Below are 14,081 nucleotides of genomic sequence, written 5' to 3' on the forward strand. Positions count from 1 at the left end.
ATGTTTAATAATTTTTTCGCATAAAAAGTCCATCAAGAAATTGAATGGCTTCGACTTAAATAGTGGACATTTCGTCGTACTACCGGAACTACTGGACTTTATGTCGTTGCGCTAAAGGTGAATTTGAAAGAGTTGGCCCAACGGGCCATTGAGATTTTGTAAAATTTTCAATCTGTTAGGGAAGAAATTTCACTTGATTTGCGATAGGTGTTCTCTATTGGTGTGGCGTTTCTATTTGAGAAATTCCATTATGAACTTTATCAAATGGCTGACTATGATATTCGAATAGTGTTTCGCGTAGGACAGCCCCCATCAGAGGATAAGGCGGATCTTACTTTCCAAAGAATTTACTTCTTGGAGGTAAGGTATGCCTTTTTTTTGTGGGGTTTTGTCATATAAAGTTAAAAAATCACTTGAGCTGAAAAGGCGTGCCGAGAGTGTCTTGCCCAATGGTCGGCTTCTGGCTTTCTGTACCCCGCAGAAATCATCTGTATTAATAGTCAATTCAAGCCAAGTTCAGTTTTTTGTTTTTTGTAGTAGTGCTAATTTTTATATTGCTACTATCCTTTCAATTACCTCGGGGCCTTCCATCGAAGCGTTGCCTTCAGTTGTATTGCGCTACTTCATCTTCTTGATTTCGGTATGCCTCTTTTGCCTTGGCTCGGCAGGGGGTAACCGTGAACATTGAAATGCCGAATGATTCTTTATCACCACTACAATCGATAAAGCGTCCAAGGAACAGTCATCTGATTCGGGTATTTAGCATAACCAATCGTTGTTCGCTTGAGTTTTACTATAGGGCCCAATTGTCGGAGTGGACGAGGCTAGAATTTGATTCGCAGATAGTGGATTTTGAATCTATTAATAAAGCATTTTGCTGGGAGGGAAAATCCTTATTTGTTGCTTTTCGGGTTAGGTATCTTCATTCGGACTGCTTTATATATATAGATCATTCGGGTCAAGATACTCTCGTAAGAGCTTTTGAAGACTATTGTTCTGTCGTAGGTGGTGTATGTAAGCCGCTGCTGGCAGAAACTTTAGTCGGGGCGAGGTTTGAAGTTTGGAATCGACTAAAGATGCTTTCAGTTATTTCAAGATGGCAGAATGAAATAACTTCGGACAATATCAGGCGATTCATAGCGGAGCTCAATGGTTTTCCGTTTTACTCGCTTAGCGAGATAGAAAAGCTCGAAGCGTTCTCCAATGGTCGGGGACATGCGTATGCATTTGAATTGGTCCGAATCGGAAAGTTTCGAATAGATAGCCTTGCTAATGAAATGATTACAGGTCGGACGTTAATTAAATTAAAGCCTGAAGGTGTTTAAATGGACAAGCCAAAGGAGCGTTTTTCCCGGTCTGGTTTACGTTCGTCGGGAATTGATATCTCTGTATGGAAAGCTCCAGATTTAAGGGCGTTTTCTACCGATAAGAGAGAGCTAATAGAAAGGCGACTGTCAGCTTTGAATGCTTTTTTGACTCAAGGGGCGACATGTCGAGAAATCGAACAGAACTACAGTGTTCCCAAGTCAACTCTGTATGACATGATTGGCAAGGCGCTTCAGTTAGGTGAGGATGGTCATTATGTTGGGTATCGAGCTTGCCTGCTAAATTTTCGCCTGCAGAAAAATTTTCGCACGGCAGAGTTACAACCAAAAGCAGTTGGTGTAGATAATCTGCCGGGAGACGCGGGGCTATTCTCGCAGTTGTTGCGTAAATACCCGAAGCTTGAAACATTGCTTAGGCGTTACGCAATAATCTACAAATCGCGTAAGTCTGGGGGGATCAAAAAACTAATAGATTTTCACTCGGACTTTCTCAAGGAGTGTGAAAAGCTCGAAATTCGAGCTCCACAATATCCGTTTGCCCGAAGCGATCGAGCGGTAAGAAGTTTTGAAAGGTATCTGCATAACTTTAAACGAGAATACGCTGAAAACCAACGCGATAGAGAACTTGGAGTAGACGCTCTGGCCATATTACCCACCACCGAACCACTGCAAGAGGTACAGTTGGATGGACATAATCTGGATATACGTATTACCGTGCAGGAGACTGATACTTATGGACTGAAATTCGTGCACGAGATACTTACGGTGTGGGTAATCCTGGTTATTGATGTCTATACTCGCTGTGTGCTCGGTTACAACTTGGCGCTGGGAAAGAATTATGATCAAACCGACCTGCTTACCGCGATCTATAACTCAATCGCCCCACATGTTAGGCCAAGGTCCGTTATTCAAGGTTTAACGTACAAAGCTCAAGGGGGATTTCCAAGTGAAAAAATATCGGATCTTGGTTGGTCTTGCGGAATTATTTATAAATTAGATAACGCAATGGCCCATAAAGCAAAATTTGCGGAGCAGACGCTGCGTAGGGTAGTTGGCTGCTTTGATGATTTTGGTCCCCCACATGCACCGAATGATCGAGCCATTGTCGAAACTTTTTTCAGATATCTGGTGGATAATTTTTCTCATCGCATAATTGGCACTACAGGGTCTCAGCCAAAAGATGAAATCATCAGGCGACTTGCGCCGAAAGGCGGTGATTTAACAATTCTTCTAACTATTGAGGAGTTGCATCAGGCTTTAGATATCGTTATATCTGACTATAATGGTCGCCCTCATAAAGGGATCCCTCCACATTCACCACTCGAACTATTTGTTCGTACTGTTCGTGAGCGAGATGCAATTTTCCCTCGGCTCCGTTCGGAGCATCGGGATATTCGTCATTTTACTCAGAAAACTGATTTCACTAAGGTTCGAAGTGATGGGCAGTACAGCGCATTTATTAACTTTAAAGGTGCTCGTTACAGGAATTTACCTGTTTTAAGTCATTCTGTGGGAGATGAAGTAATGATTGAATGGGATCCTTTAAATATTTCATATCTGCGAGTTTATGATCTGCAAGGGCGATATCTTGGTGAAGTATTTCCGCCGCAGCCTTGGGTTTCACCGCACAGTGAGAAGCTCCGCGAGCGACTTCTGAAGAGCCTAAGGAATAAGCAAATTTCTTATCGTGAAGGTGATTCGGTTGCCGATTTGATTAGGGCGCTTCAGCAGACTGAGAATTGGAAGTCGCGAGATGTCGCCACATATAATCTAAAACATACTGGTTCAGTAACCCTTTCCGTTAATTCGGGGGGGCATGTAGCTCCTCCGTCGGAGCCTGTAGAGCGTTTAACAAAAGGCTATATCTTCTCTCGGCGAGATAAAAAATGACTGAATCTGAGTATTCTACTATCCGGCCATGCGCGTTTGAAGAGCATCCGCTCAATCATCAGGACTATCTTTTGCCTACAGACTCCATTTCTTTTGCCTGGGGAGAATTGGATAAAGTTTTGCGACGAAGGTCAGGCGGATTCATCATGTGGGGATATTCACGAATTGGTAAGTCATCTGCGATAACCTACCTAATGTGTCAAGCGCAAGCCAAATACAAAGGGCTATACGCGGCTTTAATGGATGGAACAATGAAGACGTACATTTCCGAGCGGGATTTTTTCTCGACGCTCTGCGAAAGCCTAGGCTGCGCTACCGGTGGGGCTGCGGTGGAATGCCGGCGGCGAGCCATCAAGACCTTGGTGAGTCGGGGAGGGCGCAATGTGAAACGATTATTCCTACTTTTCATCGATGAGCCCCAAAAGTGGACCGATATTCACATGCAGTGGATTTGTGAAGTATACGATAAGTTGGAAGAAAACAACATTCGCTTAATAACGGTGTTGGTCGGGCAGCCGGCACTGACGTCATTTCGCGAAACTTACATTGAGAGAAAAAATATTGTGATCGTGGATCGCTTGATGAAATCTGCAATCCAGTTTCGTGGGATTCAAAGTCCTGATCAATTAAGGTATGTCTTAAGCGGCTACGATACATTGGCGCATGATGTCCCTGAGTGGCCGTTTACACGTTTTTTCTTTCCAGAAGCATTTGCGAGCGGGTTCCGACTAGAGCAGTATTATGAACCAATATGGGATGGATTTGCGGCGGTGATCGATTTGCATGGGAAGTTCATCGAGTATTGGTTGCCGATGAAACATATTACCGCGATGATTGAGTTGTTGTTTTTAGAGTATCATCATCTTGATGCAGTTGATTTTGTAATCGACCGCGGACTTGTCGATGAGTTGGTTCGAGAAGTTGAATTTTTACTGTATCTCGAGATGATTGATTCTTCCGTGGAGGGCGAGGCAAGCGGGCGAAGATAGACGCAGAATGTAAGCTAACGGACTACAGCTGGAGGTAACTATATTGCAATACTTTCCAGGCGGTGTGATTGATCGTTTTGAATCCGTGTACGCCGTTCTTGGGCGCTTTCAGGCAGACAATGCGCTGTCGGGGTCAGCATTTAGACGCCTGTTTAGAACAAAATCGTATACGAAAAATTGGCTGAGCTTTGGCTTGGAGGATCTGAGGTCCGTCAATTATTGTTCGCTGCAGCGAATCATTGGTCTGAGCCGATCGCAATTGCTGGAGATGTTCTTAGTTCCCTGTTATTTACTTGGCGCATCATTAATATGCCCTTACCTGCGCTTCTGTCCTATCTGCATAGGTGCACGTAGGCACTACGCTATTTTTCAGCTGGAACAATTGGCCGCATGCCCCTTTCATTCAGTGCAGCTACGTACGACTTGTGCAGTCTGCAATAATGTCGCTATTTATGATTGGACGGGAAAGCTATTCGACGTGCCATTTTGCTGCGCGCATTGCGAGGTGCCGTTGGGGGCTAAGCAGGGGCGAGTTTGTTTTTTTGATGTGTATACTGCGGCTAGATCATATCGAATCGATCGGGTGTACGCTGCGTTAAAGGGCGTTGTCCCGATTCGGTACAAGGGTAGTAGCGGTGGCCATGAGGCGTGCGTTGGATTTCTGGTGTACGGTTTGAATGGCTCAGCTTTTGAACAATGGCAATCGATGGTCGAATTGCCGCTACAGGGATTGGGTCCGTCGGACGTTGACTGGCTTCACTCGCTGGGCTACGTCCAGATAAGAGGTCCTTCCCCAGGTGTTTTTGCGCAGGATACTGGCGAACTGTCCAGCGTGCGGGTGGAGCTAGTCGCTCGGCTTAAAAACTGCCTCAAATCGATTCTGCGGAACTTGCGCCAGAGTTGGGGTCTTAGGCGGCAGTGCTCAAGTTTAACTCCTGCCGAGCGCGAATTGCAGCGCTTTCGGAAGCAAGCTTACCGGCTGTTGCAGCAACATTGGTGGGGATTTTCGAATGAGTCAGTTTACCGCGGAGGCGGACCTCATCATAAACGCGTGATGTCAAACATCGATGCCTTTGTGGGGCGCCATTGGGCAGCCGATTGCCGAATTCCTTGTCCTGCGGCGGTGCAGGCATGGCTGATGACTCATAGGTTTTGTGGGCAGGTGATAGATTGGATTGGAGTTTTGTCCCAATTGACCGATTGCTTGCCTGGAATTTCCGATGACTTATTGTTGGAGAAAATCGCGATGGTAAATAAACCGCTATGGTTGGTAGCGCTTATCACACCGAATACGGCTCCATCTTATCGCGTAGTTCGACATTATAAATTTCCAGCGTGCTTGTGGTCATTGGACCTGTGGGGGGGGAGCTAAATCGAAAAATTTGAATAGGGAGATTCAGAGGCGCGAAATGAACCGTTGATCCATTAAATCCAGTAAGGTGTGTTCTATTTCCGGGGATTTATTGGAAGTGCCCGTTTCCCTGCGGGTGTCCCTAAGATTGAGAATTCTGTCATGACCATGATTCATGAGCGTACTCGCAGTGTTGTACAAACCGAGAAGTTCTTGCGCGATATAATAAAGGATAAGACCCTGCCCGAAGCCTTGCGCCTTCAAGCAGAGGGTCTTTTGCGGCATTACCCAACAGCGGATGATATCTGGCTCGCTGGCAAGCTAGAGGCACGGCGCAGAACTCTGCTGCTCCTACTAGAGGAGCAGCTAGGTTCTCTGCCGCCGGAACTAAGTCTTTGGTTAGTGCAGGAGCCTCTGTTTTGTGATGCCCGCCAAGACACTGGTACGGCCAGCAAAGAAACGCCGAAGCAATAATTGCGGAGTATTCACACCTAACGTGCAACTCATGGTGGGACGCTTTGCACTAAGTGAAACTTTCCGCAGTCCCGGTTTCTGTGGAGCAGCGCCTTTCCCTCCCTTAAGGGCAAGAGCTCAGCAAGCCATTGCGGAGGATTGGCCCCTAGTCTCAGTTTTAACCAAGCGCTCAGCCGACAAGTCCCTTCGTTTCGGAGGGGCATTAGGTGAAAGTTTCCGCAATTTCGGTTTTTGTGGGAAGCAGGGTTTGACCTTTACCCCAAAAAAAGACTGGGAAAATCATTGCGGAGGATTCGCACCTAGTCCCAACCGGGTCGCGGACACTCAGTCGATAAGTCCGGTCCTTTACCTTGTGCGGAACAAGCACTAGGTGAAATGCTCCGCAAGTCCGGTTTCCCAAGGTTGTAAGAGTTATAAAAGGTCGTCGAAAGCTGAAAACAGCAAAGTGGCCCTTGATCGCTCAGTTCAAAGCTGAGGCTCTGGAGGTTCTACGCAAGGGTGCGCACGCGCAGAAAAAATGTCTCCGCACGGCCGCTGAAAAAGGAAGGGATCAGGAACCAACAGAAGGGTTTGCCGGCCCCCGCGTTGAGCCACAATGCCGAGTCGTCATCCGAAAAGCACAGCTTGCAGTTCCAGTGATCTGCGTTGGTGGGCGTCCCGCTCTGATTATTGCCGTATCGTCGCTTCGTAGTGACGCAGGCGCACGTGATCGCCGGCAGGATCGCGTCGGGCTTCACTGTGGCTGAATGCCACCGGTGAGGCCTTCAGCGGTTGCCCCCTTAAGTGCGGTGCGTCGCTGGAGGTTGTTCAGGTCGACGGTGTTCGAGGCGAGTGAATAACCGGGGCCCAGTTTTCGCGCAATGGCTGCCGGTGCAGCAACGACGCTGGGGATGAGGAGATGCTCATAGGCCAAGCGGATTTGCGCAAATGTGGCTAATGGCTCCGGCAGTCTCCTGATCACCTGTCGTTTTGTTCGGCGTAAGCTGAGCGTTGCCCGGCCATTGATTGAGCGTGCGCTGCTTCAGGGCTCGTCCAGTAGATGCGTGGCTTTGCTGTTAAGGAGGGTGCCCGCCTGAAAGTAACCCATCACCGTCGTCACGCTGCGGTGTTCGGTCATGGCCATCACTTCTCCGAGCGGCACACCCTGACGCCCGGCCTCAGTAACGAAGCCCGACCTTAAACTGTGCGCGGCCCAGTCTCCATCCAGTCCGGCCAATTGGGCTCGACGTTGGACGATGCGCGCCACCTGATCAGCCGACAAGCCTGCCGTGCCGACCTTGCCGCCTTTATATATTCGCCGAAACAACGGGCCGCTGTCGGCGGGCGCGGCGGCCAACCAAGCTGCAAGGGCGTCTGCTGCCGCTCCGCGCAGTGGTTTTTCGCGGCGCACGCCACCGGTATCTGTCTTGGTCGCGCCCAGGGCGTACAGCCAGGTGTCGGCATCCAGTTGGCGCACATCGCCGACCTGCAAGCCCACCACTTCCGAGCGGCGCCGTCCGCCACCGCTCCAGGCGAGCAGGAGCAGGGCGCGATCGCGAACGCCGCGCACGCCATCGCTACAGGTGGCCAGCAACGCCTGCAACGGTTCGAGCACCGCCGCAGTTTTCTTGCGCACATTCAGGCCCTGGCGTGCTTGCGCCTTGCGCGCTTCCCGCAGCAGGGTCTTCAACGCCGATGCTTCCGTGGGGCTGTCCCAGTCATTGATCCGGTGCCATTTACCCAAGACGGCCAGGCGGTGGCTGACCGTATTAAACGCCAGCGGCCCTGGCTTGGCTTTGACCCGCGCTGCCACCAAGGCGGTGTCGATCGACGGCGGCAGCAGGTGCACCCAGCTACCGTTGTCCAACAGTCGGGCCAGATGATCGAGGACGAACTGCAGCGCCACCGCCGGCGGCAGCGGCGCATCGCCGAGCGCCTGTCCATAACGCAGTTGCAGCCAGGCCGACCAGTAGGTCAGGGCGTTGCGATAGCTGCGCACGGTATTGGCCGCGGTGCCGGCAGCGAGAAAGGCCGCCGCCGCTTCCTGGGCGTTGATTGCTAGGGAATACAGCTTTAGCGGGGTTTCGTCGACCAAAGATAATTGGTCTGTAATATTTAATACGTTCAACGTATGATAATTCCGTTATTCAAAAAATTACGTCGGATAATCTTCTTTTATCAGACCTAATATACGCGGAGGTGAGGCATGGCAGTAGGGGTGCCGGAAAATGAGGTGTTTGCTGCCGCGGATGCGGTACTGGCGCGTGGCGAACGGCCAACGGTTGAGCGCGTGCGCCTGGAATTGGGGCGCGGCAGTCCGGCCCGGGTTGGTGGTTTGCTCGATCAATGGTGGGCACGCCTGGCCGAGCGGCTGAGCGGCGAGACTCGTCTACCAGCGTTGCCCGGCGAGGTCTCGCAAGCGTTTGTCGCGGTGTGGCAGCAGGCGATTCACCTCGCGCAGGGTGTCGCCGAGCAAGGGTTGGCCGAACAACGCAAGGTACTGATCGCTGAGCGCGAGCGGGTCGCCGAGATTGAGGATCAGGCGCGTCAGGACGCGGCACAGTTTCGCCAGCAGGCGGCAGAGGCGTTGGTCGGACGCCAGGCCGTGGAGTTGCGTCTGGCCGATCTGGAGCTGCTGTTGTCGCAACGGCAGACGCAGATCGAGGACCTGCAACAGCAGCGTGAAGGTTTGTTGCATGAGCGCCGCGAAGCTAAGCAGCAATACCAGGCGTTACAGCAGGATCTGCAGGCGCTGCGGCTCAAGGCCGAGCAGGATCTACAGTCTCTGCGGGTAAAGGCCGAGCAGGAGCGTGTGGCGCAGGAGAGCTACGTGCGCGGAGTCGAGGATCGCGCACACCGCGAGGTCGACCGCGCGCGGGAGGAGGGCAAGGCTGTGACGGCCAACTTCAAGGAGGCCGGGCGTCAGGTCGAGCAGTTGCAACGGCGACTGGAGTCGATCCAGGCCGAGCTCAGTCAAACCCAGCAACGTGCTGCAGCGCAGCAGGCTCGTGCCGATACGTTGGAGCAACAACTGACGCAATTACGCCAGACTACCGCTACCAAGCGTAAGCCAAGATCCCGAAAGCCCGCGGCGGCAATGTCCGATCCCTGAAGGCGAAGTTGGCATCCGCACGTCGATATGGCGCAAGTCGATACAGCAGGTTGTACTTATTCCATCCAAGGCAGCAATCGGCCAAAAGCTGCTGGCGGCAAAGGGCAGAAAACGGCCAAAAGCGGACAATCCACTATTATTTTTACTTGCAATCCTGTCCAGTTGCTCTGGAGTATAGGTAAATGGCTCAGATGAATACTTGACGAGCTAAGTCCCTGCTGAACCTGGCCGTAAGTCTGTCATCCATCTACACAACGAGAATATTTCGTCGTTTTGACGTTGGAGAATACGTCTCGTTTTTGAGAGGCTCGCCACGTTGGTGGTGCTACCGAGAGTTAGTTGTATGCAGGGTACAAAGATTCCATTCGGTGAGCGTGAGGGCAAATTTTTCCGGGCCTTTGAGGTCGAGAATGGCGTTGCTTGTGGCTGTATCTGCCCGGGTTGCCGCAATCCGTTGAATGCTGCGAATGGTGGCCAGAAAGTCATCCCGCATTTTCGCCACGTCCATTCTGAATATTGTGATAGCGGCTACACAGCTGGTGTGCGACGCGCGGCTGTAGCTCTAATTGCTGCACAGCGATGCCTTATTCTTCCAGCTTTCCATTGTCGGCTAAGCGCCATGACTGACTCTGGGCGCACCCTGTCTCGCGACGTAGTTTTCCCAGAAACGTTAGCTACTGCTGAAAAGGTCGAACGATTTGTAGACCTTGGTGACGTCTTAGCCCATGCGGTTCTTACTACCGGCAAACGCCAGTTGTTCGTAAGGATTAAAGTATCCGCCCGGACAGAGAGTAAGCGGTACGAGCGCCTCTCTAACATCGAAGCTTCATCAGTTGAGATTGACCTCACCGAGCTCGATTTGAGCCAGATCAACGATCCGACAACATTTGAACAAGCCGTTCTACACGATCCCACCATCAGGTCATGGATTCGATCGATTCGGGGGGAAATGCTGATCAAGCGTGCTGAAATAGAACTCGCGGCCGAAGTTGCTCGCTGTAATGACCAATGGCAAAGGGAGCAGGGTCCCCTTCGGGCGATCGAACAAGCGAAGCGAGCTGCGCAAGCAGTCAAGGCGGCCGAGCATGCCGTCGCGTTAGCACTTCATAGGCAAGTCCAATGTGAGATTGCTGAGGCACAGCGTACTGCGGGGATCCTAACGAAAGATGAGCCGCCCGATCCCAAGCGGCGAGAGGAGTTGATCGCTAACCAGTGGCTCCGAGCAGCCCGAGAGTGGGGTGGCCAGGCCGTACAATGCTCCGCCTGCTGGTTGCTTAGCCCACCTGGGAATCAGTTCTGTCTTTTCTGCGCTAGTGAGACCAGCACGACTCCCATTCAGGTACCGAAGGATGTTGCAACTACCATCCGCAATCGAATGCGTAGCTCGGCAAAGCCTGATCAATCGTTACAGAAAGCGCCGACTCTACTGGTTCAACCCGATCCTTTCACTTGAAACTCATTTTGCAGCGAAATTACTCGCGCCAAACTGTAGTGGTCTAATGAAACCGGACACCCATTTAGCCGAACGAGATTCCGAAGAGCATCTTCATTGATGCTCCAATGCCGATCGCTGGCGCTGCTGGAAAGCCCAAGGCCCAAGGTCAGGATTAATTGTCTATGCCAGCTCGAGTTGCGTGTGCTGACGGGACCCAACCCACTCTGCCCCCGCAAGGCAGACGTCGCTGGTTGTCTTCTTACTGGACAGGGAACCCACGTCCCTATAGCGTGAGCCGCAATGGCCTTACGCCACACCAGTCGCCGCTACTTCATAAGGATTTGAAACGTGCTCATAGAATCGCTACGCCTGATCAACTTCAAAAAATTCAAGGATCAGACTTTTGACTTCAACGAAGATGTAAATATTTTCGTGGGTGATAACAATGCAGGCAAAAGCACGATTCTGGAGGCTTTGGAGATCGTTCTCAATTTTCAGTATCGCGGTCGGCCATTCAATAGCGAGTTCTCGCCGGACCTTTTCAACGCCGAGACAGTCGCCGCGTTCCGCGCCTCGCGAAAATCGCCTGCGGACTTACCGATCCTCGTGATCGAGGCGTATATGAAAGACGTGCCCGACTATCGCGGTGCGAACAACAGCCTGAAGAAAGATGCTCAGGGGGTTCAGATCAAAGTCAGCTTTGATCCAGACTTTACTGATGCCTATAACGATTACCTAGCCTCCGGTGCCGCGGTAACCAGCATCCCAGTGGAGTTCTACCAAGTCGAATGGATGGATTTTGCTTGGAATGTTATCAAGCCGATGACCAAGCAATTCAGAGCGCTCTACATCGACCCCACTCGTATTCATCCCACCTTCGGCAAAAATCAGTACATTTCGAATGTTCTAAGTACCGCACTCAGAAAAGACGAAGAGTACCGTCTGAGCTTGCACTACCGTGAGACCCTTCAATCCTTCAACAACACTGACGAGGTCACCACCGTCAACAAGGATCTGGATTCCGATAACAGGATCACGGAAAAGAAGCTGACCATCGCCGCCAACACCATGCCCGCTGGCGCTATCCAGAACGGACTGCAACTTGAAGTAAATGCCGTGCCGTTCCACATGATCGGCAAGGGTGAGCAGAGCAAGGTGCAAATCAAGCTGGCCCTGCACAACAAGTCAAAAGATATCGACCTGGTAATGATGGAGGAGCCGGAAAATCACCTGTCGCATGTCGAGCTAAGCAAGTTGGTGCAAGACATTGAGGACCAGCGAGACGGCAAGCAGCTATTCCTGACCACCCACAGTTCTTATGTGTTGAACAAACTGAGCATTGATAAAATTTGCTTGCTGCATGACACGTACAAGCGACTGCACCTCTTGGACAAGGGGGTGGTAAAGACGCTGAAGCGGCTGCCAGGCTACGACACGCTGCGTGTTGCGCTATCCAGGAAGGTGGTATTGGTAGAAGGCCCCTCAGATGAGTTGATTCTCAAAAAGATCTACAAAGACACCCATAAGGAGCGTCTGCCAGAGCAAGACGGAATCGATATCATTGTGGTGCGCGGCGTCGGGTTCAAGACGTTCATTGCGATTGGCAAAGAAATCGGTACCGCGATTAATGTCTTGCGAGATAACGATGGCGATTACGAAAATAACGTCGTTGAAGCACGTAAGGATTACAAAGATTTCCCAAATATAAAGCTGGTCTCTTCAACAAATAACAAGGAGTTTTCGCTGGAGCCAGCGATGATTCTGGCCAATGCGGATTCGGAAAAAGAGTTGCAGGCATTTGCAGAAATTGTCCTATCAACCAAAACCATCAAGTTGTTCACTGCCAAACCTACCTTTGCTGAAAAGCTCGAATTTATCGTGGAGTGGTTCAGAAGCGGTGACGGCGACGGCAAAGGCAAAAAGAAGGTCGACACCGCGATTCGAATTTTCGAAACTGATGAGCCGTTCAAATATCCAGCCTTCCTCGCTGAGGTGCTGAACTTTGCCTAATAAACTCTGCATGGCGGGTGCCGGCTCAGGCAAGACTCACAAGGTCATTACCGAATCAATCACCGAAATCGAGCGCGGAGGAAAGGTTCTGGTGGTGACCTATACGACCAGTAATCAGCAGGAACTGAGACGTCGATTTCTGGAGGTCTTTGGTACGCACAGTGATCGGTTCGTGGTCAAAGGTCTGTTCTCTTTTTACCTGGAAGACATGGTGAGACCTTATCAGCAGGCATTGTTCTCGCGGCGGATCGATGGCATCTGCTTCGACCAGCGCAATCCTCATATGAGGCCAGACTCAACGTTTATGCTGCCGGGGCGCGCCGAGCAGCTGGACGATAAGAGCTACAACCCAAAACACTTCCTGACTCCATGCGAGACCAAGGCTCATACCGGCTTTCTCGCAAAACTGGCGAGCCGGATAATGAAGGCCACGAAAAACTCTGCTGCAGTACGACTAGGGGAGATTTATGCTCAGGTGTTCTTTGATGAGGTTCAAGATCTGGTTGGGTGGGACTACGAGGTGCTCAAGGGGCTGAGCAAAGTGATGCCGACACCCATCACCTGCGTGGGAGATTTCCGGCAGACGGTGTACGAGACGACGTTTGGCCAAAAAGCGCCTAAAACGGCCGCTGAGAAGATCGCAGCCTTCAGGTCCATGGGCTTTGAGGATGAGTCGTTGACGCTTAATCGGCGTTGTATTCAACCGATCTGTGACGTCGCCGATGCTGTACACAATGGTACTTATGAAGCGACGGAGTCGGCGGTGAAGGAGGTTCCACCTGAATTTGCCCATCACCTCGGTACATTCATCGTTAAGGAGTCAGACGTCGCCGCGTACATCAAGGTTTTTGACCCAATGGTGCTGCGCTGGAGCGTAACGTCAGGAGTGAGGCTTCTTCCCACCGAGGCGCGCTGCTACAACTTTGGCGGAAGCAAAGGTCTGGGTTTTGATCGGGTGCTGGTGCTACCGACTGAAAACCAGTTGCATTTCGTCTTGGATGGCCGAAAGCCGTTTCCCGCAAAGGACGAAACAGCTCAGAACAAGATGTACGTCGCCATCACGCGCGCGCGATACAGTTTGGGGTTCATCGTGCCAGACAAGAAGGCCGCTGGCTTACGGTTCCCGCTCTGGGCAAAAGCTCCTACTTGACGGAAGTTAATGACTCCACGCAGGGATGACTATCCTGGATAGCGTTTCTGATTAGCGCGGCAATTTTTGGTTAGGGCTCACGTACTCTCTGAGGAATGGGGCATCAGATTGACACTTTCCACAAGCATCCGCGAACGTTTGACCGTCCGCTTTTGGCCGATTCTGTTGAAAAAGTCGGATTTTCAGCTGGCCTGAAGTCAGGCAGGACCACCATCGGAGAACCTACTTGCCACATTGAGTGGTTCCTCGGCTCTTCGTTGACCTTTGCTGCTCTGTCATTGGGTTAATTTGAGGTTTTTTGCTTCGTGCAGGCGCACCTATCCCGTGGCAGGTGGCGATAGCCGTGGGCATACAGACGCCTCAAGG

At 51.2% G+C, this 14,081-nt stretch carries 9 protein-coding genes; 8 read left to right on the plus strand and 1 reads right to left on the minus strand.

Annotated elements, in window-relative coordinates:
• Positions 1 to 677: 677 nt before the first annotated feature.
• The 4 genes from QLG10_RS01960 (at position 678) to QLG10_RS01975 (ending at position 6,029) form a co-directional block, all read left to right on the plus strand.
• On the plus strand, positions 678 to 1,325 hold the full coding sequence (locus QLG10_RS01960; protein ID WP_282485326.1) for a hypothetical protein: 648 nt from the start codon (positions 678 to 680) through the stop codon (positions 1,323 to 1,325).
• The gene (locus QLG10_RS01965; RefSeq protein WP_282485327.1) at positions 1,326 to 3,215 is read left to right on the plus strand and encodes a Mu transposase C-terminal domain-containing protein; all 1,890 of its coding nucleotides are present in this window, start codon (positions 1,326 to 1,328) and stop codon (positions 3,213 to 3,215) included.
• Entirely contained in the window at positions 3,212 to 4,204 is a 993-nt protein-coding gene (locus tag QLG10_RS01970) for a hypothetical protein (protein ID WP_282485328.1), read from the plus strand. The genes QLG10_RS01965 and QLG10_RS01970 overlap by 4 nt, the downstream gene beginning before the upstream one ends.
• 1,513 nt (positions 4,205 to 5,717) lie before the next feature.
• Positions 5,718 to 6,029, plus strand: a complete 312-nt coding sequence (locus tag QLG10_RS01975) for a BPSL0761 family protein (RefSeq protein WP_282485329.1) — start codon at positions 5,718 to 5,720, stop codon at positions 6,027 to 6,029.
• A gap of 1,021 nt (positions 6,030 to 7,050) precedes the next feature.
• Here the strand turns inward: QLG10_RS01975 and QLG10_RS01980 are convergent.
• A complete protein-coding gene (locus QLG10_RS01980) occupies positions 7,051 to 8,136 on the minus strand; it encodes a tyrosine-type recombinase/integrase (protein WP_282485330.1) in 1,086 nt (361 codons plus the stop codon).
• Positions 8,137 to 8,214: 78 nt separating this feature from the next.
• On the opposite strand from QLG10_RS01980, the gene QLG10_RS01985 reads away from it, so the two are divergent.
• The 4 genes from QLG10_RS01985 (at position 8,215) to QLG10_RS02000 (ending at position 13,715) form a co-directional block, all read left to right on the plus strand.
• On the plus strand, positions 8,215 to 9,120 hold the full coding sequence (locus tag QLG10_RS01985) for a DNA-binding protein (protein WP_282485331.1): 906 nt from the start codon (positions 8,215 to 8,217) through the stop codon (positions 9,118 to 9,120).
• A gap of 343 nt (positions 9,121 to 9,463) precedes the next feature.
• Entirely contained in the window at positions 9,464 to 10,573 is a 1,110-nt protein-coding gene (locus QLG10_RS01990) for a hypothetical protein (RefSeq protein ID WP_282485332.1), read from the plus strand.
• Between the two features lie 330 nt (positions 10,574 to 10,903).
• On the plus strand, positions 10,904 to 12,565 hold the full coding sequence (locus tag QLG10_RS01995) for an AAA family ATPase (RefSeq protein ID WP_282485333.1): 1,662 nt from the start codon (positions 10,904 to 10,906) through the stop codon (positions 12,563 to 12,565).
• Positions 12,558 to 13,715, plus strand: coding sequence for a UvrD-helicase domain-containing protein (locus QLG10_RS02000; RefSeq protein WP_282485334.1), 1,158 nt, complete (start codon positions 12,558 to 12,560; stop codon positions 13,713 to 13,715). Before QLG10_RS01995 ends, QLG10_RS02000 begins: the two co-directional genes overlap by 8 nt.
• Positions 13,716 to 14,081 lie beyond the last annotated feature (366 nt).

This window comes from Pseudomonas sp. V98_8 (genome assembly GCF_029967975.1).
Taxonomy (GTDB): Bacteria; Pseudomonadota; Gammaproteobacteria; order Pseudomonadales; family Pseudomonadaceae; genus Aquipseudomonas; species Aquipseudomonas umsongensis.

Bases quoted from the DNA above. Each gene is read 5' to 3' on its own strand.
- QLG10_RS01965 (WP_282485327.1), top strand. From the start codon at position 1,326: ATGGACAAGCCAAAGGAGCGTTTTTCCCGGTCTGGTTTACGTTCGTCG.
- QLG10_RS01970 (WP_282485328.1), top strand. From the start codon at position 3,212: ATGACTGAATCTGAGTATTCTACTATCCGGCCATGCGCGTTTGAAGAG.
- QLG10_RS01975 (WP_282485329.1), top strand. From the start codon at position 5,718: ATGACCATGATTCATGAGCGTACTCGCAGTGTTGTACAAACCGAGAAG.
- QLG10_RS01985 (WP_282485331.1), top strand. From the start codon at position 8,215: ATGGCAGTAGGGGTGCCGGAAAATGAGGTGTTTGCTGCCGCGGATGCG.
- QLG10_RS01990 (WP_282485332.1), top strand. From the start codon at position 9,464: ATGCAGGGTACAAAGATTCCATTCGGTGAGCGTGAGGGCAAATTTTTC.